Source organism: Bartonella sp. LB28NMGDW (assembly GCF_042194435.1).
GTDB classification, from domain to species: Bacteria; Pseudomonadota; Alphaproteobacteria; order Rhizobiales; family Rhizobiaceae; genus Bartonella; species Bartonella grahamii.
Window position 1 is genome coordinate 39,826 of sequence record NZ_JBHIMX010000005.1, and the last position, 23,162, is coordinate 62,987.

At 35.1% G+C, this 23,162-nt stretch carries 15 protein-coding genes and 1 pseudogene; 9 read left to right on the top strand and 7 right to left on the bottom strand.

What is annotated here, in order from left to right:
* Positions 1-48: 48 nt before the first annotated feature.
* The 8 genes and pseudogenes from ACFIKG_RS04475 (at position 49) to ACFIKG_RS04510 (ending at position 13,353) form a co-directional block, all read left to right on the top strand.
* On the top strand, positions 49-858 hold the full coding sequence (locus ACFIKG_RS04475) for a class I SAM-dependent methyltransferase (protein WP_375651829.1): 810 nt from the start codon (positions 49-51) through the stop codon (positions 856-858).
* 1,325 nt (positions 859-2,183) lie between these two features.
* Positions 2,184-3,722, top strand: a complete 1,539-nt coding sequence (gene hutH / locus ACFIKG_RS04480) for a histidine ammonia-lyase (RefSeq protein WP_375651830.1) — start codon at positions 2,184-2,186, stop codon at positions 3,720-3,722.
* A 401-nt stretch (positions 3,723-4,123) separates the two neighbouring features.
* The gene (locus ACFIKG_RS04485) at positions 4,124-4,399 is read left to right on the top strand and encodes a hypothetical protein (protein ID WP_375651831.1); all 276 of its coding nucleotides are present in this window, start codon (positions 4,124-4,126) and stop codon (positions 4,397-4,399) included.
* A 532-nt stretch (positions 4,400-4,931) separates the two neighbouring features.
* Entirely contained in the window at positions 4,932-6,308 is a 1,377-nt protein-coding gene (locus ACFIKG_RS04490; RefSeq protein ID WP_375626962.1) for an amino acid permease, read from the top strand.
* Positions 6,309-7,409: 1,101 nt separating this feature from the next.
* Positions 7,410-7,601, top strand: coding sequence for a hypothetical protein (locus tag ACFIKG_RS04495; RefSeq protein ID WP_375626960.1), 192 nt, complete (start codon positions 7,410-7,412; stop codon positions 7,599-7,601).
* 405 nt (positions 7,602-8,006) lie between these two features.
* Positions 8,007-8,408 (top strand): annotated as a pseudogene (locus ACFIKG_RS04500) (hypothetical protein).
* Positions 8,409-8,729: 321 nt separating this feature from the next.
* A complete protein-coding gene (locus ACFIKG_RS04505; RefSeq protein ID WP_375626958.1) occupies positions 8,730-9,131 on the top strand; it encodes a hypothetical protein in 402 nt (133 codons plus the stop codon).
* A 1,468-nt stretch (positions 9,132-10,599) separates the two neighbouring features.
* On the top strand, positions 10,600-13,353 hold the full coding sequence (locus ACFIKG_RS04510; protein WP_375651832.1) for an autotransporter outer membrane beta-barrel domain-containing protein: 2,754 nt from the start codon (positions 10,600-10,602) through the stop codon (positions 13,351-13,353).
* A gap of 974 nt (positions 13,354-14,327) precedes the next feature.
* Here the strand turns inward: ACFIKG_RS04510 and ACFIKG_RS04515 are convergent.
* Genes ACFIKG_RS04515 through ACFIKG_RS04530 form a run of 4 tightly spaced genes read right to left on the bottom strand, consistent with a single transcriptional unit; the run spans position 14,328 to position 18,184 of the window.
* On the bottom strand, positions 14,328-15,593 hold the full coding sequence (locus ACFIKG_RS04515; protein WP_375651833.1) for an acetyl-CoA carboxylase biotin carboxylase subunit family protein: 1,266 nt from the start codon (positions 15,591-15,593) through the stop codon (positions 14,328-14,330).
* Positions 15,590-16,537 (bottom strand): DMT family transporter, encoded by a 948-nt coding sequence (locus tag ACFIKG_RS04520; protein ID WP_375651834.1) that lies wholly within the window; start codon positions 16,535-16,537, stop codon positions 15,590-15,592. The genes ACFIKG_RS04515 and ACFIKG_RS04520 overlap by 4 nt, the downstream gene beginning before the upstream one ends.
* Positions 16,534-17,739, bottom strand: coding sequence for a DUF6421 family protein (locus tag ACFIKG_RS04525; protein ID WP_375651835.1), 1,206 nt, complete (start codon positions 17,737-17,739; stop codon positions 16,534-16,536). Before ACFIKG_RS04525 ends, ACFIKG_RS04520 begins: the two co-directional genes overlap by 4 nt.
* Positions 17,726-18,184, bottom strand: a complete 459-nt coding sequence (locus ACFIKG_RS04530) for a hypothetical protein (RefSeq protein WP_375626949.1) — start codon at positions 18,182-18,184, stop codon at positions 17,726-17,728. Before ACFIKG_RS04530 ends, ACFIKG_RS04525 begins: the two co-directional genes overlap by 14 nt.
* A gap of 780 nt (positions 18,185-18,964) precedes the next feature.
* On the opposite strand from ACFIKG_RS04530, the gene ACFIKG_RS04535 reads away from it, so the two are divergent.
* Positions 18,965-19,747, top strand: a complete 783-nt coding sequence (locus tag ACFIKG_RS04535) for an ATP12 family chaperone protein (RefSeq protein WP_375651836.1) — start codon at positions 18,965-18,967, stop codon at positions 19,745-19,747.
* Between the two features lie 34 nt (positions 19,748-19,781).
* Here the strand turns inward: ACFIKG_RS04535 and ACFIKG_RS04540 are convergent, their stop codons facing one another.
* The 3 genes from ACFIKG_RS04540 to ACFIKG_RS04550 form a co-directional block, all read right to left on the bottom strand.
* Positions 19,782-20,327 carry a hypothetical protein gene (locus ACFIKG_RS04540; RefSeq protein WP_375625998.1) on the bottom strand — a complete coding sequence of 182 codons (546 nt, stop codon included), beginning with the start codon at positions 20,325-20,327 and terminating at the stop codon, positions 19,782-19,784.
* A 155-nt stretch (positions 20,328-20,482) separates the two neighbouring features.
* On the bottom strand, positions 20,483-21,892 hold the full coding sequence (gene glnA, locus ACFIKG_RS04545; protein ID WP_015856529.1) for a type I glutamate--ammonia ligase: 1,410 nt from the start codon (positions 21,890-21,892) through the stop codon (positions 20,483-20,485).
* Between the two features lie 59 nt (positions 21,893-21,951).
* Entirely contained in the window at positions 21,952-22,290 is a 339-nt protein-coding gene (locus ACFIKG_RS04550) for a P-II family nitrogen regulator (protein ID WP_273754282.1), read from the bottom strand.
* Positions 22,291-23,162 lie beyond the last annotated feature (872 nt).

Consider the following 23,162-nt stretch of genomic DNA (forward strand, 5'->3'; position numbering starts at 1 on the left):
TCATATAAATTATTATTACAGGAAAATATAGTATTTTTGTTTCAAAACATGCATATAATAATTGGGAAAGGGGAAAATCCTGTGATAGAAAGTGTTCAACGGCAAAGTGAAAAGTTTGATGGATTGGCTAATGATTATGATCGTTATCGTCCTCGCTACCCCCTCACTTTATTTAAAACCATGCTCCATCCTTTTAAGAACAAAAAGCATTTATCCATTGTGGATGTGGGAGCTGGGACAGGTATCGCACTAGAGGGAGTTGTTAATTTTTTAGGAAATGAGCACCAATATCATGCTATCGATGTATCGGCAGATATGATTAAGAAGGGGCGAAGAAAATTTCCTACGGTGCAGTGGTATCAGGGGCGTGCCGAAGACCTATTGCCTCAAATCGGTGAGGTCGATCTTGTCATTGCAGCGCAAGCGCTTCAGTGGATGGATCGTCCTAAGTTGCTTTGTTCTGTTTCAGATCAACTTCGAGTCAATGGTGTCATGGCTGTTATTCAAAATAATCGCGATTTCCAGCATAGCGAATTTCTAGAGGCTTATGAGATATTGTTAGAGAAAATGAGTCCGAACTATTCTCGGTATTATCGTAATTTTGATTTTTTACAGGACATGAGTGATGGCTTTGGGGTAGATCCAGGAAAGATTTTTTTTCATACGCACAATTGGACGATGATGATCCCATCTGAAGCTTTTATTGGAATGAGCCGCTCTTCAACGCAAGCGCAACGCGCTATTGCACGCTATGGGGAAGAATATTTACGGCAATTGGTTACATTGACAAAGAAATATGAAGTGCAAGGTAATTTGGAGCTTTTGTATCGAAGTGAGCTCTATATGTATGCAGGATAATTTGATATCGATGATTGCTTTTGCTCTTTTAGCACATCAGAGTAGGCGGTATTCAGGAAATTAACGCATTATAAAGGCAGATTTTGAGGGGGCAGTTTTTTCTTCTTCAGTACTCAAATTGATATCTTATTATATCTGATTTTCATTGTTCACTTAATATGAGAGAGTTTTAAATAGAAAATTTATGAACTGCATTATAGCATCGGAGCGCTTTCTTTATTGCAGTTTAACAACAGATTATTTTATAAAAAGGGAAGAGGTAGATTGAATAGAACTATTTGATAATTCTTTGTTTTTACGATTATTTTTTATTATTAAATGAGAGTTCTTAAATTTTGACAACAATAACTGAAAAAGTGCAAAAATTATCGTAACCAGAAATTTGTAGTAAAAAGGATAATGACTAGGAAGAACCTTTAAAAAATAACTCATTTTGAAATTATCTCTAAATTCAGATTCAATATAACAAAAAAGTAAAATATAAATATGTTATATGAAGCATTTCTCTTTTTAAATATATAATATAAAAACAATATGTTAATTAAATTTTTTGATATAAGAAAGCTTCTTTTATTTTTATTTTAAATAACGGGTTAGTTCGAGTCTTGTGTGGTTTTATTGAAGATGTACTTTTCAGGTTTCAATCTGGCGCTTTAAATACAATTTTAGAAGTGGTAAATAAGCTTAATTTCTTCTATGTTGTGATATGTTAAATAAGTTTTTTAATTTTCTATAGAGTTTAATTTTTGCAATCATGATAGATTGTGACAGCTATCTGTCTAAGATTTTTATAAGTTTAGTAGGAATAGCTTAATGATATATCCATATGATAAATTCATTGAGTCCTTCGTCTTTACGCTTCATACACAAGAACAAGTCTGCACCATCACACAGTTTATCATTTCCCAATGTTGCGACAGCCCTTGAGACGGTTCATAAGAGGGGTTTTAGTTCTTTTTTGTACAGTTTTATCCATACGCCAATCTCGCTTATGACGTTCAAGCGAATGGTTTTGATTAATTCAACATACACAGATTTAGAATGGGAGAATCTTAAGATGTTCGGATCTCTTATCAAATTCAATATAAATAATGCTAGATTATGATTATAAATTAATGCGTTATCTATTTTTGAAATCCATGACCTTGGTTGTGCTTGTCAATATTTCATTTATCGTCAACTATTCTACTTTTGGATAATGACTCCATCGTAAGGAATACCTTTAAGAAAGTATTCTCGTTTTAAAGAGTCGTTATAGTTTTTTTGTTTTATAGAAGGATCAATAATGCTAAACATTACGCTTTGATTAAAAAAGAAAGTAAATTATGACTATTATACTAAAACCAAGCGAGGTGACGCTTAGTGAACTTGAGGCTATTTATTTTAATGGTGAAGTGAGTAAACTTCATAATGACACGCATTTAGCTATCGAGAAAGGGGCTCAGCGCATTGCTGAAATTGCTTCTGGAAGTGAGCCTGTGTACGGTATTAATACTGGTTTTGGGAAGTTGGCTTCCATTAAAATTGATGCGGACGATGTTGCTGTTTTACAGAGAAATCTTATTTTGTCCCATTGTTGTGGGGTAGGAGAGCCTTTAGCTGAAAATATTGTGCGTTTGATAATGAGCTTAAAGCTTATCTCTTTAGGAAGAGGAGCTTCAGGAGTTCGTCTAGAATTGGTAAATTTGCTGGAAAATATGCTTGCAAAGGGCGTCATTCCTGTCATCCCTGAAAAAGGGTCTGTTGGTGCTTCAGGTGATCTAGCTCCACTTGCTCACATGGCGGCTGTTATGATGGGAGAAGGAGAAGCATTTTTTCAAAATATTCGTATGAGTGGAGCGGTTGCATTAGAGAAAGCGGGATTGTCCCCTATTATTTTAGAGGCAAAGGAAGGTCTAGCTCTTATTAATGGGACTCAAACATCGACAGCTCTTGCACTTGCCGGTCTTTTTCGAGCTTATCGGGCATTGTGTGGTGGATTGCTGGCAGGAGCTTTGACGACAGATGCCATTATGGGATCAACGGCGCCATTTCATCCTGATATCCATATTTTACGAGGACATTATGGGCAAATTGCCGTATCGAAAACATTAGAAAAGCTTGTAGAGGATTCAGAAATTCGTGCAGCACATTTACGGGGTGATGAGCGTGTACAAGATCCTTATTGTATACGTTGTCAGCCACAGGTCATGGGGGCATGTTTTGATATTTTGCTGGCAGCAGCAAAAACACTGATTATTGAAGCAAATGCTGTTACAGATAATCCATTGATTTTAAGGAATGGTGAAGTTGTATCAGGTGGGAATTTTCATGCTGAACCTGTAGCGTTTGCTGCTGATCAGATTGCTCTTGCTTTATGTGAAATAGGATCTATTTCTCAACGGCGTATTGCTCTTATGGTTGATCCAGCAGTTTCTTATGGACTTCCAGCTTTTTTAGCGCATAATGCGGGTCTTAATTCAGGTTTTATGATTGCTGAAGTAACAGCAGCAGCTTTAATGTCTGAAAATAAGCAAATGGCCTATCCTGCTTCCGTTGATTCAACACCAACTTCAGCCAATCAAGAAGATCATGTTTCAATGGCTTGCCATGGAGCTCGTCGGTTATTGCTAATGAGCAAAAATCTTTTTACACTTATTGGCATTGAAACGCTTGTTGCAGCACAAGGAATTGAATATCGTGCACCTTTAAAAACAAGTACTTTTTTGCAATCTGTTATGGAATGTTTACGCAAAAATGTTGCTTCTCTTAAGGAAGATCGCTATATGGCTCCAGATCTTCATCAAGCACATATACTTGTGCGTGAAGGGCACTTATTATCTGTTTTACCAGAAACAATTTTTCCTTCATTAAGTTTTCAATAATATTTATTTTAGGGACAATGATGAAGGGCGGATATTGAATTTTGAAACTTCCTCATATGAAAATATAGAAGATCAATACTATATTTAAATTATTTAATAAATTATGTATTTATTACTGTACATATATGTTGTTTGTAGCCAAATAAATATTTTGTTATTTTATAGTGATCTGGATTTATCATCATAATTTTATAAAAACTATAAATTTAAAATACATATACTTTCTGATTTCTATCAAATTTTTTAATATAAGTTAAATAATATCCACAAATTATATATTGTAATATTATATTTTATGTATTGTATTAAGTAAAAAAATTATTGTATATTATTCTTATTTTTTAATAATTTATGAATTTTATAGTTCATTTTTGATATTTTAAATAAAAAAGGAGAAAGAAATGGTTAAAAGAGCTAGATTATGTGTTTTAACAACAGTTCTTTTTTTCTCTCAAATTCTCGAGATTCATGCAAATTTTAGGAGAGGTGGCTTTCCAGAGGAAGTTTTCATTATGATAGTGGACCAAGAGAAAGAGCCTCTTATTTCAGCGAAAAACAAAAGTTTTATTGCTATCTCAGGGCAAACTTCTATAGGTAAGGAGAATGCTATCATCGGACCAACAGTCAAAGATGCTATTTTAACCGTATATTTTTTTCATTGGAAAGCTTGTAGTTAAGGCAGTTGGAGTCCTTAAAAGATGGGCTGTAGATACCCTTTCTCATACTTTTGAAAATTGGCGAGATTCGTATTATCATTGATTGAGCTGTTCAATTGGTGTAAAAGGTTTGTTTTCTGGACCCAAAGAGAGTTTACTTAAAGTAACAAAAAATTAATTGTACGCATAGTTAATGCGTTTGTTATGAATTTTTAGGCTTTTATTTCAGTGCACTGAAATAAAAGCCTAAAAGTTTAGATTACATTAAGGTTAATTTTCTCTGTAAAAAACTAGAGAATACGAAATGAATTAAATGACAATTACAAAAAAATTCATTATCACTTTATTTGAATAAAATAATACGAAATTGCAGGCTGTAAAAGCTAGATAGTTCGCAATAAAAGTATTTGTTCATTGTTTAGAGCAAAGTGTTGGACTGGCTGGTCTTCAATGTTTTTTGAAATATATTTGTGAAAGAAACATGAGGCTTTATTTCTCATAGAGCTATTATCGTGGTGTGGATTGTCAGCATTTCAATAAAGTAAGGAAAGAAATGGCAATAAATGAACTGAAAAGAGGGATGAGTAAGCGCCAAGTTATTTTTTTAGCTCTTGGCTCTGCTATTGGAACAGGTCTTTTTTATGGGTCTGCACAGGCAATTAAGCTTGCGGGTCCCAGTGTTTTGATTGCCTATTGTATTGCTGGTTTAGCTATTTTTATGGTTATGCGGGCTCTAGGAGAGATGATACTTCATAATCCATTACCTGGTTCTTTTGCTCGTTATGCGGCAAATTACATATCACCATTAGCAGGTTTTTTAACGGGATGGACATATGTATTTGAGATGATTCTTGTTGGTTTGGCTGATATTACAGCTTTTGCGACTTATATGGGGTTTTGGTATCCTGATGTTGCTCCTTGGGTATGGGCACTGAGTATTACATTAATCATTACAGGTATTAATTTAGCTGCTGTAGAAGTCTATGGTGAACTAGAGTTTTGGCTATCTTCTATTAAAGTTATCGCTATCATTGCAATGATTATTTTAGGAATAGCAATTATTTTTTTTGGGTGGGGTGAAGGTGCAGATTTTTCTACCGTTACTGTTCATAATTTATGGAAAAATGGTGGTATTTTTCCCAATGGTTGGTTTGGTTTTTTAGCTTGCTTTAGTGTTGTTGTTTTTGCTTTTGGTGGTATAGAAATCATTGGGATGGCAGTCATGGAAGTTCAAAACCCTCATCAAACAATTTCAAAGGCAATTAATTCTACTCCAGTTCGTATTTTGCTTTTTTATGTCATGACGTTAGCGATTTTAATGTCACTTTATCCTTGGAATGAGATTGGTCTTATGGACAGCCCTTTTGTATCCATTTTTGAAAATCTTGGGATTTCATATGCGGCAAATATCTTAAATATTGTTGTTGTTACAGCGGCTATTTCTGCAATGAATAGTGGAATGTATGGTGCTTGTCGCATGATACATGGTTTATCGCAGGAAGGTTATGCTTTAAAGAAGTTTCAATATTTATCAAAAAATGGTATACCGATTTTTGTTATTTTGATGATTTTCGGTATTTTTCTTCTTGGTGCTGTCCTTAATTATTTTTACCATGAAAAGCTTTTTTTTCTTATTGCTGCAATGGCAACATTTGCGACAGTTTTTGTTTGGATGATGATTCTACTTTCACAATTTTTTATGCGAATTAAGATGCCTAAAGAAGCACAGAATGGTTTAAAATTTCCAATTCCATTTTGGCCAATAGGATCGATTTTTTCTATTTTATTTATGGTTTTTATTTTTATTCTCTTATGGTATTTTGATGAGACACGGCCAATTTTAATTATAGGTTTTAGTTGGATTGTTTGGCTTGTTATTTGTTTCTATGCACTTAAACTTTATAATTTTAAGCAAAAGAAACAGCAATAAAATGTGAATAGAGATAAAACTCAAAACAAATAACTGATGTCATCAGGAGAACAGTTGTTTGATTGTTATACTCTAAAGATTAGAACAATTGAGATTGAAAAAAATCTGCTCGTTATTATTTTGCTTTGGAAGTTTTTGTGAGCCATTGCTTATGCTAACGGCCAAATCATATAAATATTGGGCATTTTTTTATGGTGAGCTTTGAAATCAATATAAGTCTTTCATGTTAAAATGCTTAACAATGCAAATAGATTTTAATAGAGACAAGATTATAGGCAGATATCTTTTTCTAAACGTATTAATGGAGTTTTGTTTTACAAGATAAGTTATTGTTTTTATTATTTTATAAGCTCTTTAAAAAATTTGTTGTTTAAATTTTGTTGTTTAAGAAACTACTATTGCTTTTAGAAGCGAAGATAAAGTTCTAGATGTATTCTCTCGAAAAGAAGGGTTGGAGTCTTCTGTATCCTTTAAAAGGATATTTGAGTTGTTATGGGGTAAAGGGGAGAAGTTTTTTATTGTCTATTATTTTTTCTCAAAGAGGATTGGCGTTGGTAGAAAATAGTGAATAATCAAAGTCATTGTATCATTGCGTTTGCAAAAACTTCAATAAAGAGCAGTAAGGTATCACAATAAAATTTCATAGAAGAGTAAATTAAAGAGAACAATGAACGTGTGACAGTTTTACGATTCTTGTTGTTATTGCGAGCAAAAGAGCAAGGATCTAACTTATTTTTTATAATATTGATATGGGATAATTTTTATCACAAGTGGAGAAGGACAAAATGCACTCCGCAACTGTATTGTGGGTCATAGTAATCATAGTTCAAGTACACAGGAAGAGCACACAGGCTTTGGCTTTCAGATTGAAAAGAGCAGCAGCGGTGCTTCTGTTGTGGGTGCGAGTGCGAAAGACACTAGCGATCAATAGGAAAATAGCTCCGTTCAATCCTATTTCAAAGCGCAGAGAGGTGCAGATTATTACTGATCATGATGTAAACATGTAAGCCGACAAATGTTTCAGCAGAGTGTGATGTCAACGTTGATGCTGGAAATAATATCACGCTTTCGGAAAACTATGATATCTCTAAGATACAAGAAATGCCTGAAAAGTGCTTTGTTGGTGTGACAGGATCTGTCAATGTGGGCATTCTTGGTACCATAAAAGATGTAAGGGGCGCAGCCAAACGTTTTGATTATAGAGATGTAAAACACAAAATCGATAATAGTTTGATTGGCGGGCTAAATGGCAATGCAGTCGCGATTGTTCGTGCATGTAGCCCCCCAAAGTAAAGGATTGCGTGACTTTAAAAAGCGAGATATCCACAATATAGCAAAGAAACAATATCTATCTTTTGGGAACAGCTGATAAGGCTCTATCGATAGAAAATCTATTATATGTCGTAAATGATGGCGAAAAAGGTCGTGTTTACCTACAAAACCATTTACTTAACCCCATTGGTATAGGATTTGGTCACAATCCACCTACTTTTTATAAGGTATCCTTGGAGTTTCCCTATATATTATTTCCACCAGCAATTCCCATGCGAAAGGAGAGGAGAGCGCTAGGCGCCTATGATCCTATAATTTTTATAGTCATGCGCCTTATACGTGTGCAATGCACTATGGAACGCTTCATATTATGCCAATTTATTCGATTTTAGATAATTTAGGTTTAGGTTATTTATGGAGAAAAAAATGCAACAAATCTTAAAATTATTAAGTGGTCTCATTCTGTCAAATATCGCTGGATATAACATCGACAAGTCCCACTAGGAGTTTTGAGTGCTTGGGAGAAACCTAGAGCAGACTTTACTGAGGTAAGAAAAGCACTGTTAGAATGTGGCATGCCAGCTCCTTATGATATCTTTCCAGAAAATAAAAAGTTAAGCATCAATGCAGTGGCTTCCATTGATGTTTGCATGATCCAAGCAAAATTCCACTACAAATGGGGAGGACTATATTGGTGTTATACTTAATAAAGATGAAAACCTCTCCATTTGTCGTCCTAGTGCTGTTATCCCGCAACGAAGTGTCAAGAAGCGTTTGAACAGCTCGTTTTGTAAAAAATATAAAACCGCTCCTGAATATCAGCCTTAATTTTTGCTGATGATGATCAACAATCCCTATCTTCATGTTTTTCATGCCTGTGCGCGGGGGGCTTAATTCACCATTTCAATGCTATTTATTTATGGGTACTACAACTGTAGGCGCAATAATATAAAAATATCTATTTTTGTTGTAATCAAAATATTGATAATAATAATTTTACCGTATTTTTGATATAAAAATAATGTTATAATCTTCGGGAAGATAAAAATAATAAAGGTTGATAATGTCCATCATTGTTTTGAAAATAAAAAACAGCATGTAAAATAATTTATAGATTGTTTCGTGCCAAAATTACTCAAGGATAGGAAAATGAAGCATATTTTAAAATTATTAAGCGGGATAACCTTATTTGTTATGGCTGGATGTTACGAAGAACAGCCTTCTCGAACAGCTGTAGATGCATGGGAAAAGCCCGGCGCAGATCAGCTTGAGATCAAAAAAGCTCTGTTGGAATGCGGAGTGCAGAATTTGGATGGTCGGCTTGATACAGAAACAAGTATGGATGAGAAATTCAATGCTGAGGAGGCAGAGAATGCATGTATGATCCAAGCAGGTTTCCGAGATAAATTGGGAAGGGTGAAGTGGTGTGAGAAATATGAAAATCTTCCAATTTGTCAGCCTGATGCAGTTATTCCTCAGCGAAGTGTAGAGAGGCGTTTGAATAGTCCTCATTGTAAAGAGCATAAAGAACAACCTGAATGTCAACCTTAGGTATTGATGTTTCTGTAATCAATAATCCTCATATTCTTTTTCTCGCATGGGGGGGCGGGGTTTCTTTTTTTTAATGTACTAGCCATCTTGTATGCGAGAAAATACTAGCAAGTTTTTCAGCCTTTCTATCGTAAATATTGAAGGGGGAAAATGAAAAATATTGAAATTATTGAGTGTTATAATTTTATTAAGCTCTGCTGGATATGTTAGCAAATCTCCTCCAATCGATCTTGGCATTATGAGAAAAGCCCAATGTCAATGAATCTACGATCTCACAAGCACTGTTCAAATGTGGCAGGCAGCCAATCTACGCTTTTCCTGAAAATATGGATTCGTGTGCAAGTGAGTTTGCAGCAATTTATGAATGCATGACTAAAGCAGGTTATCGATACAAACCACAAGATTCAAAGAGAATCTACTTTTATCAGTATCGCGAAGTGATTCATTTTTAGCAAATTTAATGGTAGTAAGGTATCAGCAGGTTATAGATAATGATATTTTTGGTGTACCAATTAGACGAAAAAGATGTTACGTCTTGATGAATGATAAAAAACGCTAGTAAATAAAAAAAGCTTTGCACAAGTGATCATCAACAGTAGAATACTCATTTTAAATCAATAATTGAATGAAAATATTAAACGGGAGAAGAGAAAAATACAGCTCTTTTGTCTCCAATATAGTTATATTCATCAGCTACGAGATTAGCAATAGTGTTGTTGTCAGATGATGATAGTGGAGGATAGTGAGTTGTTGTTTAGAGAAATTTATTCAATATAAAGAATGTCAAATAATAGCTTTGCTAAAATATCTGCTTTAATGATAATAAACAGATAGCTTTCATAAAACTGATTTTGATGAAATTTTATTTTGGTGTTTTTTAATTTTAAGATGGTGAGTGTTTTACTGTATTTTAGATTTTATCAAAAGATCTAAAGTATTATGCAAGTAATTTTGATATAAAGATCTTTTCATTTTATGATAATTTTTTTGTTAGATACTAGCATTTTTAATACAGAAATTGTGTACATTAGGTTATAAATTAGTGTGCGATTTTTTGTTTTTTTATTGTAGTTAAAGAAATGATGCTGTTATAGCTTTCATATAACATATCTCATTATATCGTATTTTTATTAAAACGGTTCGATTGTTTAAATCTTAGAAATTGTTATCATTTTGTTGCATTTTTATTTTTCGGTGGTGAGATAAATTGAATATTATATCTCTTCAAAATTCACATTTTTCGCGTTTTTTGAGATGCACTCTTTAAAGAGATTGTCATCATAAATGGTGTTTTTAAACTTTTTGTTCTTTCTTTACACAAAACACAAAACATATTATGAGTATGCTATAATTTATCATAAAAAACAAAAAACATCAATTTGTTTTATTCTTATTGTGTTTAATTCGTGGTTTGTTTTTTTTGCCAGCATTTTTTGTTTTGTTGAAAAAAAGAGAGTTTTGAAAAACAATGATAACCAAGGTATCTAAAAATCACTTGTATTCGTGTGTTTTTACAGCAGCTATTTTTTCTTTTTTATTAAATATAAATATTGAGGCGCATTCTCATTCATATACATCACTGTCATGTGACGAAAACAAATTGCCTTATAAATGCAGTGATGGTGTAAAGCATACAATTAGTGATAAAGTATATAAGTTCACGGTACCTGTTAAAGAAAAGAATGGGGAGGGTAGTTCTCTCATATTGCCTGCTGCTATAGTAGTGCAGGAGCCAAATACAGTTATTCAGGCAATGCGTGTAGAGGTTGAAGCTACTGCGGGTATAGAAGATAGTTATGGTGTTTTTGTATCACGAGGGGGAAGAATTGTTTTGAGTGATTCAGCTTTTAAAAATGTGTCAATAGGTCTTAAAGCTGATAGTGGAATGATTGAGGTTAATCGTGGAACAATTGAGGCTTCTCAGATTGCAGCTTATGCAGAGAAGCGAGGAGCATCTGTTACGTTAACGAATACAAAAATTAAAGTGGAAGGTTTGGGTATCGGTCAAGAGAGTGCTCTTTTCGTTAGGGCTGATGCGGGTATTCAGATGAAAAGTGGTTTTATTGATGTGAATGATGCTGCTGCGCTTTATGTGGGGAGAGGGGGGAGTGCGACTTTAGATGGTGTTACCATTACTTCAAAATATCAAAAAACAGAAGACAATGAAAATACAAGTGAAAAGATTGCACATACAGTTTTCAATGTAAAACATCAGGGCTCTGTTTATTTAAAAAATACTAATATTATTTCTACGGATGTTCATGTTTTAACAGTTGGACAAGATTCTAACACACTGTCCAATAATGGAAGGGAAGGAAATATTTTAATTTCGCGGGTTAATATTGAAGATTCAACAATTAAAGCAATAGGTAATAAACATGGTATGTATTTTGAGATGGATGGGGGGAATGATGGGTATGAACAGGGACTTGTCTTTTTGAAAAGGACGATTTTTGAGGTTCCAGATGGAACAGCTATTCACAGTAATAATAGTCGTAGTTATATTGCAGTAACAGAAGGTACAAAAATTTTTGGTGACTTATTATTAACAGCTGAAAAGGGAGGGACTGTAGCGATTTTGGCTGATTCTTCTTCATTGATAGGAGGGACTCGTGTTGCCGATGATTCTATTGCTGAGCTTTATTTGACAAGGGGATCAAAATGGTTTTTGACAAAAAGAAGAGAGATAGCTTCGCAAGCTGCAAACCGCACAAGTTCATTTATTTCATTTGTGAAAGTTTCTGATAGTTTTATTGCTTTTGAAACTCCAATTTTTCAGGATTATCAGACACTTTATATTGGGGAGGGAGAGAAAGAAGTTTATAGTGCGCAAGAAAGTGCTGATATTTATCTCAATACACATTTCAGTAGTGATGGTTTGCTCGATAATAAAAAGACTGATCGGCTTTTGATACATGGTGATGTTTCTGGAAAAACGACAGTTTATGTGCAATTTGTCACAGGAAACCAAGGTGAGATAGCAACCGGTGAAAATGTTCATAGTATTTCACTTATTCAGGTTTCTGGAAAAGCGGCAGAGGATTCTTTTCAGTTAGATCGTGCTTATATTGCATTAGAAGGGTTGCCTTACCGATATTATCTTCATGCTTATGGTCCAGATTCTGCTCTTGGAAATGCACAAATTTCTCAAAGATTGGTTGAAGGAAATGGACATTTTTGGGATTTTCGCCTTGAAAGTAAGTATATTCAGCCTTCTTTGGGGACGTCTGTTATCCCTCATTCTGAGTTAAAGGTCAGAGAGGTTGTTCCACAAGTTCCAACCTATCTTTTATTACCAAATGCTTTGTTTCATATTGGACTCATGGATATCAGTAATCAACAAAAGGAATTGCAAGTTACGCAGTCTATTCCTCGCAAATTATTAAAAGTTGAAGGGAATTTTGCTTTATCTGTCCACGGTTATGGTGGGAGTTATCGTTATGTCTCAGATCTTTCTACACTTAAATATGGGTACGATGGTCATGTTGATTATAATGCTATAAAAACAAACATTTTGCTCAAAACAATAGAGAGCGCATATAGTACAACATCTTTTGGGATTATGGGAACCTATGGAAAGCTTTCCTTACAACCTCGTAATGTGGAACAAAGCCAAAAGAGTACGTTTAATAAATGGTCATTTACGACATACGGTAGTGTGAAACACAACACTGGTTTTTATGTAGATGGTCTTTTATCTTATGGTTTGTTTAAAGGGGATGTGCTTACCCATACTTGGGGTAAGACGGCGACATTAAAAGCAAATCCTTTGAACGTTTCGTTTTCTGCTGGTAAAGTGTTTATGACAGGATATGAAGATCTTATTTTTGATCCGCAACTCCAGCTTATTTATCAACATCTTCAATTTGATAAGTTTCGTGATATTGATGGATTTGATGTTGAGATGAAAAAAATAGGTCAATGGTTTGTGCGTATTGGTGGACGTTTAAGTAAAACATTTACAGCATTTGAAAAGGATCGGATCACTTCTTTTTATGGTAATATTCATCTTGCTCGTTGTTTTGATAAAGAACAATTTGTTCATTTTAAAGATGCTTTCCAGTTGGGTTCTTTTGGCTCTTCCTTAGAAGTTGGTTTGGGTGTCAATTCACAGTTTTCTTCTAAAGTTACACTCCACAGTGATGTTAGCTATCAGCATAGGTTAACCAAGGCTGGTTTTTCTGGAGTTCATTTTTCTGGTGGTTTGCGCTATCATTTTTAATAAATCTTTTTAAAAATAATAAATGTGATTTTTAAAGTTTTGTTTTATTTCCTTGATTTAAACCATTGATAGTGCAGCAATTTTAATTGCTTCTTTTAATAATGGCATCATGTGTTTTAATAAGTATGAAAGGATCACGTTGATTTATTTTTTTATCTGGTTGATAGGGGGGCTTAAATGTTTCAAAAAAATTGATAATGAGACTGTAAATCTATTTGTGTTATTTTGGCTATAGATATTTTGGATGTATTCGTCATCAGCTTTTTAAAATAGTAGCTTTATTATCCTATTATGCTGTAAAGTATTGTCGTTTGAAGTTGCTGATATCAATCATGAAAGGCAGGGAGGTGTGTTGACTGTTGATTTAAGAGCTTTTGCTGTTAAGCAAAGGAGGGGATATGTACAATATACAGCTCTATCGTTTCGTGGATGATGCGCATTTTTGTGCTTTAAAATTTTGCAAAAAGCGTTTTTGAAGCTGTTCGTATCGTTTGAATTGTTGTCGGTGGATCATGAGAAAAGTGGTAAAGCTTGAACACTTTTACCATCAAATTCAACATCTTCAGTTCTTATAATGATAAATGCTTTAAAAAATTGTTCTAATGGCTGTATTGAATATGTGAAGAAGATCATGTCTTATTTGTGAAATAGATATGAAATATAACTTTTAAATCAGAGTGGGGGCTGTAAGATCTTTTTTTCTTCTTTGAGACGTGGGGAGAAGAGGTTGGTCGTATCGAAAAAGTCGTTTAGAAGTTTTTATTATTGTTTCAAATACAGAAACATTGAAGAGCTTTTATTAAAATGGGGTGTAAAAGTAGATCATATTTCCCTCAATTTCTGTTTTTTGAAATATGCATCTTTAATGGAAAGATATTTGCGAAGTTTTAGGCATTCGCATTCGCATTGTGACTTCATTTGTATCGATAAGATTTATATCAAAGTTGAGGGTCAGTAGAAATATCTTTATCGGACTATTGATAAACGTGGTGTTTCCATATGATGCTTAAGGTGTCATCAAGCCATTTATGGTAATTGCGTGCTTCTTCGTTTGAGTTATGAACAGAGAAAATAAAACCAGGATATCCACCAAATGCTGGTGGAGGTGGTGAAATATGATCGGTTTCAAAGAAAATGATAGTTCTGGCGGTTTGAGGATGCTGTGCAACCTTATCTAGACCAAAAAATCCAGAAAACCGTCCATGACCACGAAGAGGAATAATGTAATTTGCAGCCACTTTTTCAGCTGGGAGTATATCGGGAAGGTTTGGGTTTGGTTCAGCTAAAGCGGCATTCATACATAGTTTTGCAAATGAAATCCCTGTACCTTTCTCAACAATAAAATGGGAGACACCTGATCCACCTATACGAGCGCCGATCTCAATTATATAAGGTAAATTATTAGCATCTAGACGTAGCTCTACATGGGCAGCACCCATATTTATGCCAAGAGCTTTAACTCCAGAGCATGCAGCCTCACATAAAGCAATAATTAAAGGATCATCTATATCGCAGCGTTGACGATAAATTGTTTCTTCAAACCATGGTCCCTCAGGCTGTCCCTTGTCTCCAACGGTCAGAACATGTACACCTGCTGTATCAACAAAGCATTCTACGACAAACTCTTTTCCTGGCAAATACTGTTCTATAACTAAACCTACAGGTTTATTTTTATCATTAAAACGTGCCATGTCTTTATGCTGAACATTCCATACGGCTTTAATGAGATCAGGAAGTTCGGCGGAATTTTTAGCTAACATTACGCCTGCACTTGCCCATCCAGAGACGGGTTTAATAACGAGTGGATAATCCAAGGCTTGTATTTGTGATAGGTCTTCTGGATGATCTATATAAAAGAATCTTGGTGTTCTTAAGCCTGCTTTAGCAAAAGCTTGACGCATGAGATATTTATTTCTGGTTAATGCTGCTACTTCTGGTTCAATACTTGGAGTATTGATTTTTTTTGCAGCCAAAGCTGTCCATAGGATGGCTTCTTCGCGAAGGGTCATAACCCCAGAAATATTGCGTTCTTTTGCTCCCGTTGCAAAAGTGTCTAGAGCTGCCTCTGGGTTATCAAAAACAGGAAGTTGCCAAGTTGAAGTTACTGCTGCAGGGTGTTGAGAGGGAACGCTTTCAGCGGTATCATAGATCATTACTAATTCGATATTAGCTGCTTGTGCTGCTTCAAATATAAATGGTAATTTTGCATTGCGCTGGCAAACTAACGCGAGTTTTTTCATTTTGTTTCCTCATTAAATTTGGAGTTTTGAGAATGGCGTTTATGTTGCCATGTAGATACCTTTGATGCATCTATAAATAAGAGTGTCATCCCTATAACAACTACAATCATAGCAATTATTTTGATCATATTGAGAGAAGGGCTCGAGCCGATTATCCATTCACATGCAATCACTGCAAAAGGGGATAATACGCCGATAGTGTTGGCGTATAATACGCCTCCTTCGGCTAAAACTTTTTGGTATAATACGTAAACTGGTGCCGAGCAAACAGTTCCTAAAATCAATATTTTAAATATATCTTCTAACTTAAGATATAAGAGTGGGGCAGGATCAAAAATAAATAATGGCATAAATGATGCTGCAGAAATTGTCGTGATCCAAGCCAATGAGGTGAGCAAAGGTAAATTTTTAAGATAACGTTTAGACAATAAGCCATAAGCAGAGTAAGAAAGTGCTGCTGTTAAAGCAAGAGCTGTTCCTATTAGGCTGTAATATCCACCCTCTGCACTGTTTATATTAAATGCTATAGCCGCTACACTGACAATGATCATACCGATAAGTTTTAACCATGAGAACGTAAGGCTATTCGTCAGTGCACCCAATATGTAGGTAATCCCTGGAATAGTAGCGAGAACCATAGTTAAATCACTGGCTTTGAGCGATTTTAATGCACCAAAGCTGCATACAAAATACAGCGAAAATCCTAACACTGAGAGAATTAAAAAAGAAGGTATCATGGAAAGCAATGGTAGGGATCTGAAAACAGCTTTCTCACGAAATATTGCAATCAGCCATAAGGTGGCAGCGGTGGCAAACAACCTAAGTCCAACCGTATGCATGACGGGTATATTGCTAACCAAATTCTTAGATAATAACCAACTTATGGAAAACAATGCTAGAATGGCAAAAGTAAATAATAGTAACCGTCCTTTTATAAAACTCAATGATTTAATCCTCTAATCACTCGCTGTGCATAATATGATGTTGAAAAATTAAATCGTGACTTTGAGGTCTGTAGTTTTCCAAGATTATTTTGGATATAATCTTTAGCTCCTGCCAAATAAGCGTCATCATCTAATGCTTCAAGTGCTTCTATATCTGCTATCATCAATATTATTACTTTTTCAAGACGCTCCAAATCAAATTGAAGATAACCTTGATTTGTTTCAATCAATGCTTTGTTCCGCATCAATATTTCAAAAAGCAAGATCCCTGTACCAGCATCGAATGTCATATGCTGATCAGAATCTTGTGGATAACGAAATATGCGTTCTAATAGGACAAATTCAGTTATTTCTTTCCAAAATTTTGGATGATTTTGTAGCATAATACGCACTGTAATTAAATCAACTTTAGTTTCTTCTAGAAGACCTGTAAACCAATTTAATTTTATATACAGATTTTTATCCAATGGCCGCGGTCCGGTATGATGTGCATAGTCATGATAATAGCCCCACAAACAGCGAGCATCGTAAATGTCTTTTTTAGATAAGTTACGACTATGCAATTGACCGAACAGGAATTTACTATCTCGACCGAGTAAACGTTCAGCTTCCACAATTGTTTGCTTATTGTAAATATCAAAGAATTTACTGAAAAAAAACAAAGCAAATGCTTGCTTATCAATTTTTTGAGCAGCCGCTACAGATTCTGGGAATAGAACAATGCAATTGCCTTCTAAAAAACCTCTTGATGCTATTCCCATTTTTATACATTGAAATGGTGATACATAATTATTTGTATATTTTGAGGCGTCAGCCAGATAGGCCGTTTCATGACGATATCCTGTAACTAATTCCAGCCGGAATCCTTCTGGATCAGGTCCATTTGTTGCACGCATTGGAGCCAAGAAAAACAAGGGAGCATCTGGTAATGGGGCTTTGAAAGCAGCCAAAGTGTTATCAAATTTAGGAGGGGTCGTTAAACCGCTGATTATCCACTGATGAAGATCATCAGAAATGGTCGCTAAAAGTTTTGGAGATAATCCGTCAAGAATATTGGCATGGTGGTTCAGCAGAGTGATCAATTCATTGATCATATTATTATCTGCTGAAGTTGGTTCCTTAATGCTCCCATCTCGTTCTTGGCGCATACGGAATTTGTCAACCAAGTTAACAATGGAAAGAATCGCTTCAGATTTTTTCATGATTAGTTGACTTTAGTGAGTGGAGCAAAAAGGCCATTGGCACTTGTCCAAAATTTTCGACAATACTCAGCCTATAGCGATTTGCCGCAACCGATGTTGTGATACAAGCATCGGCTTTTTCAGCCTTACAAAGAACGGCTGCATCAGCATTGCTGTTGGCAAATACTTTGTCATATTGATGAGCTACCAAAGATTGCGGGGCAGAATGAGTCGCTACGGTTTTAATTTTATCAGCGTTATTGCGTTTAGCTAAAACCATAGAGTGAGTAGGCATGATAAAGCTGTCAAATAATTGCATATCACCTAAACGGGTAAATATGAGTGTATGCAAATCAGGGTAAGCAGCACAGCTTAAGAGATATCCATCCTTTTTCTGAGCAAGTTCATTAAATGCTTCTTCAAGAGTTGCGTATAAGATAATACGGGATTTCGAGTCAGTGGACAAAATATTTTGATTGTGATTGTTAAGCCACTATTGTGCTGCAGCTGTGCAGTTAGTATCTGCAGGGATAAGTGTATAGATAAAAGTATTATTTTCAGATTGCATGATCTCTATTCTTTATAATTATATGCCTAAATTTAAACTAGTGCAATATGTAGAGTATATCAAGCACAATGCGTTAAGTAATTTAGTGCTTTATAAAATAATGTATATGTGAGAGCAAATTTACGATATAATTTGGTTTTTTCATTATTCTATCATGCTGTAAAACACCGTCGTTTAGGGGAGTGATTGAGCAGGAAAAATTCTATGCAAGGGGTATTTATTGGATATGTTAGAGAATTATTGGAATGGTTAAGCGAAGGTAAATGACACGTAAAGCACACTGTTCTATCATTTTGGGGATGATGAACTTTTTGGCTTTAATATTTTGCAAAAAGTATTTTTGAAGCTGTCCGTGTCGATAACATTATTGTAGGTGGATAATAAGAAAAATGATAAATCGTGATCACCTTTATTATCATATTCAATGTATTAAACTTTTTAATTAAGATGATACTTTAAAAAGATTACTCTATATTCATGACTGTATTGAATATATGAAAAGATATTATCATTGTCTTGTTTGTAAAAGAAACATGAAATATAACTCTTAAATTAGAGTGGGGGGTGGTAAGGTCTTTTTTCTTCTTTGGAATCGTTAAGAAGGTCAGATTAAACCTTATTGAAGCTACAGAACCTAAAGAAACAGTCGTTTTTTTGAAAGATCAGAGATAAACAAATATGCGTGAGATTTTGGATCATTTTGATATACCATTGAATAAGAAGAATTCTGTTCAAAAGATTCAAAATCTTTCATGCCAATCACACCCAAAACGGTTTTATAAGCAAGTGAAGATTGCTTGTGGGGAGGTCGGCTTTACGATTTTGTTGGACGAACGTCCCGTTAAAACGCCCGCAAGGCGTCATTTTCATGTGCCAACAGAAGTGTTTGCTGAATATGTTGCTCAGGAATTTGAGAATCAAAAGCACGTTGTTGATCCTGCAAAAATGCCGATGACGCGTTTGGTTAATACTGTTATTGATGGTATTGCTGATGATATGCAGGTTGTTTTTGAAGATTTATTGCGTTTCGTTGCGTGTGATATGATCTTTTATCGTGCACAGACACCTAAAGAGTTGGTGCAAAAACAATCTGAACAATGGGATCCTTTATTAGATTGGGCAGAAAAAAAACTGGGTGCAAGGTTTTATTTGACAGAAGGGCTGATGCATGTGGAACAATCACCAGAAGCACTTCAAGCTGTGAGTCATTATTTACGTAGCGTTGAGTCTCCTTATATGCTTGCCGCACTTCATATGATGACAACCTTAACGGGATCTGCTCTCATTGCTCTTGCTGTTGCTGCGGGAAATATTGATGCTGATCATGCTTGGTCTATTGCCCATTTAGATGAAGATTGGATGATGGAACAATGGGGAATAGATAAAGAAACAATGGTACGCCGTGCTCATAAAAAAGTTGAATTTAAGGCTGCTGCTACAATTGTTACAACTTGTTTATAGGGGTAAATCTTTTATTTACGTGCGTTCTTTTCACTCAGAGTATTTTTGTGACTTTTTGGGGATTGATTTTTACTTTTTCAAGTCCAGGAAATAGTTCATTGGTTATGTTTAAGAGCGTTTCGTCATTCCTACGGATAAAATACCATTGGTTATCGTGAAGTAGGGCAATAATTTCAGTTTGAATAGAGCATTTTTTTCCAGCATTTGTTGTGGTTACAAGCTCCACGGGTATAACAAAATAAGGGGTGCCATTATCAAGTGTACCTTCACGTTTTTGTTTTTGGTCAATGTTGATCGTTTCAATCTTGTAACTTTCTGCCAACCGTTCTATTTGGCTTTTCATGATTTGTCGAAATTGTGATTGACTAAGATTTTTTTTAGCGGTTAAGCGGTTGATGATTTGGGGAGGAATAGCATTTAAGATGACATTTGCATCGGCATTTTTAAGTGCTTTACTATAAGCGGATGCCGCTTTTTCAAGAGCTATGAGTTTTTGATTGGTTATCGTATGTGCTTGAGTTGTTGATGTGATAAAGACAATGCATAAAAGAAAGGGAACGAGAAAACAAATTCGCGGCATTAGAGACCTTGTTAGTTCATTTGAAGAGATTCAACACATTATAAAGGAAAAGCGGATGAGCAAAAAGCCTCTTGCGCTTTTGCATGAGAAGAATATCCACAAAAATGGAGGCTTTTGCCTCCATTTTAAAAATCAGAAGAATGCGTATTGATTGTTTAAACAGAATAGTACATATCAAATTCAACAGGATGAGGTGTTGTTTCGTAGCGCAAGACTTCTTGCATCTTTACTTGAATGAAGGAATTAATCTGATCATCATCAAAAACGTCGCCAGCTTTAAGAAAGCCACGATCTTTGTCAAGTGCTTCAAGCGCTTCACGCAGACTTCCTGAAACAGTAGGGATTTCTTTGAGTTCTTTTAAGGGAAGATCATAAAGATCTTTATCCATAGCATGTCCGGGATGAATTTTGTTTTTGATGCCATCAAGACCAGCCATTAAAAGGGCTGCAAATGCCAAATAGGGATTTGCTGTTGGATCTGGAAAACGAACTTCTACGCGTTTTGAATTTGGTGAGGAGCTCATTGGAATACGGCAAGATGCAGAACGATTACGTGCTGAATAGGCAAGAAGAACAGGAGCTTCATAACCAGGAACCAAACGTTTATAGGAGTTTGTGGATGGGTTTGTAAAAGCATTGATTGCTTTTGCGTGCTTAATAACACCACCGATAAAAAATAAACAGGTTTCTGATAGACCGGCATATTCATTTCCTGCAAAAATGGGTTTGCCATCTTTCCAAATGGAGATGTGGACATGCATTCCAGAGCCGTTATCACCAAAAACTGGTTTTGGCATGAAGGTTGCTGTTTTCCCATAACTGTTTGCTATTTGATGTACAACATATTTAAAAATTTGCATCTTGTCAGCTTCGCGAACGAGTGTATCAAAACGAATACCCAATTCATGTTGGCCTGCTGCTACTTCGTGATGGTGTTTTTCGACCTGTACGCCCATATCCTTGAGTGCTGTGAGCATTTCAGAACGCATATCTTGGCAGGAATCAATCGGCGGAACAGGAAGGTATCCTCCCTTTATTCGTGGGCGATGCCCTAGATTGCCTGTTTCATATTCCGTGTCATCATTGGAGGGAAGTTCACTTGAATCGAGTTTAAACCCTGTGTTGTAAGGATCCGTTTTATAGCGCACATCATCAAAGATAAAAAACTCTGCTTCTGGACCTACATTGATTGTATCTCCAATGCCTAAAGATTTCATATAAACCTCAGCCCTTTTGGCGATAGAACGAGGATCTCTACGATAAAATTCACCAGAGACAGGATCAAGTACATTACAAAATATAACCAAAGTGGATTGAGCAAAAAAAGGATCAATATGTGCTGTTTCTGGATCTGGCATTAAAACCATGTCAGATTCATTAATTGTTTTCCAACCAGCAATTGAAGAACCATCAAACATGACACCATCACTAAAAGTATCCTCGCTGATCTCTGCGATATCCATTGTAATGTGATGCAATTTTCCTCGTGGATCAGTAAAACGTAAATCAACAAAACGGATTTCATTGTCTGTAATCTGTTTGATAATATCTGATGCGGTTGTCATATTCAATTTCCTTAATATGGCGTTGAGGTGGATAAAAAAGTGAATTTTCTCATTATTTATTAAAGGGCATCGATACCAGTTTCGTCGGTGCCTATACGAATGGCATCATCAATGGAAAAGACAAATATCTTTCCATCTCCTATATGTTTGGTTTGAGCTGCTTTACGTATTGCATCAACAGTTTGTTCCAGTTTTTCATCGGACACAACAATTTCAATCTTTACTTTAGGTAGAAAGTCAACAACATATTTCGTGCCACGATAAAGTTCTGTATGCTCCCTTTGATGGCCAAAACCTTTCGCTTCTGTTACTGTAATACCATGTAACCCAATTTTTTGAAGCGCTTCTTTCACTTCATCAAGTTTGAAAGGTTTTATAATGGCTTCAATTTTTTTCATGCTGAAATTATCTCCAACGTTATTTTGTCTTTTTAGACTGCATCACATTATATTGACAACTGTAAGATGTCCAACAGATACTTTGTGCACAAAAAGTCGAAAATAATGACACTCTATGCTCTTTTAGGAGAGTTTCTTTTGTAGAATAAAGTCAAATACTGTTTTTTGGGAAGAAATCTTACAATTTTTGTACAAGAATTAAAATAATATAATAAAAGAGTTTTGTTTTTTTTGTTAGATAATACGTTGATTTATAAGGATAATTAGACGTTTTCTATACGGAATGAGAAACTCTAATAGCGTAAGATTTTCTCATTTTAGATCTTTTTATCGTCAATCAATCAAAACGATACCTTTGTATATCATGAATAGTAAGAGTGTGTGGATAAAAACATTTGAAAAAATAACATGCTTTTTATGAAAGCTTTCGATAACTAAAGGTTTTGCAATATTAGGGAGTAGGGGGAGACAAATATTGGAAAAGAGTGTGATGATGCCGATCATGCTCCTTCATAAACGTAAAGATGGTTGTGTACAATAGTGGATTTATCATTATAGCATTAGGTACCGTCGTGAAATGGGCTTGAGAGCGTTGAGAAATATTTCTTTAAAACAGATGTGTGATTTGGCAACGCAAATATATTTTGTTTGGGGCGTTTTGTCTCTTCGTGAGGAATGTGATTCCATTAAGGAACGCGATAAACAAAAGCGTGAAGCAATGGGCAATCTTCATTATAAGATACTGCTGCGGATACCTTTGAAAATCGTAAAGATAAATTAAAAGAAGATGTAAAGATAGGAACTTATTTATATCCTAAAACTTCGTATTCTTTCCAAATTGGGCTGTTTGGTCGTTTCAGATATAAACAAAA

What these genes read in the sequence shown, in the direction of transcription:
- glnA (WP_015856529.1), bottom strand. Translation starts at nt 21,892, where the DNA reads ATGACAACCGCATCAGATATTATCAAACAGATTACAGACAATGAAATC.
- ACFIKG_RS04540 (WP_375625998.1), bottom strand. Translation starts at nt 20,327, where the DNA reads ATGCCGCGAATTTGTTTTCTCGTTCCCTTTCTTTTATGCATTGTCTTT.
- ACFIKG_RS04515 (WP_375651833.1), bottom strand. Translation starts at nt 15,593, where the DNA reads ATGAAAAAACTCGCGTTAGTTTGCCAGCGCAATGCAAAATTACCATTT.
- ACFIKG_RS04475 (WP_375651829.1), top strand. Translation starts at nt 49, where the DNA reads ATGCATATAATAATTGGGAAAGGGGAAAATCCTGTGATAGAAAGTGTT.
- ACFIKG_RS04550 (WP_273754282.1), bottom strand. Translation starts at nt 22,290, where the DNA reads ATGAAAAAAATTGAAGCCATTATAAAACCTTTCAAACTTGATGAAGTG.
- hutH (WP_375651830.1), top strand. Translation starts at nt 2,184, where the DNA reads ATGACTATTATACTAAAACCAAGCGAGGTGACGCTTAGTGAACTTGAG.
- ACFIKG_RS04535 (WP_375651836.1), top strand. Translation starts at nt 18,965, where the DNA reads ATGCGTGAGATTTTGGATCATTTTGATATACCATTGAATAAGAAGAAT.
- ACFIKG_RS04490 (WP_375626962.1), top strand. Translation starts at nt 4,932, where the DNA reads ATGGCAATAAATGAACTGAAAAGAGGGATGAGTAAGCGCCAAGTTATT.
- ACFIKG_RS04525 (WP_375651835.1), bottom strand. Translation starts at nt 17,739, where the DNA reads ATGAAAAAATCTGAAGCGATTCTTTCCATTGTTAACTTGGTTGACAAA.
- ACFIKG_RS04505 (WP_375626958.1), top strand. Translation starts at nt 8,730, where the DNA reads ATGAAGCATATTTTAAAATTATTAAGCGGGATAACCTTATTTGTTATG.
- ACFIKG_RS04485 (WP_375651831.1), top strand. Translation starts at nt 4,124, where the DNA reads ATGGTTAAAAGAGCTAGATTATGTGTTTTAACAACAGTTCTTTTTTTC.
- ACFIKG_RS04510 (WP_375651832.1), top strand. Translation starts at nt 10,600, where the DNA reads ATGATAACCAAGGTATCTAAAAATCACTTGTATTCGTGTGTTTTTACA.
- ACFIKG_RS04495 (WP_375626960.1), top strand. Translation starts at nt 7,410, where the DNA reads ATGCCTGAAAAGTGCTTTGTTGGTGTGACAGGATCTGTCAATGTGGGC.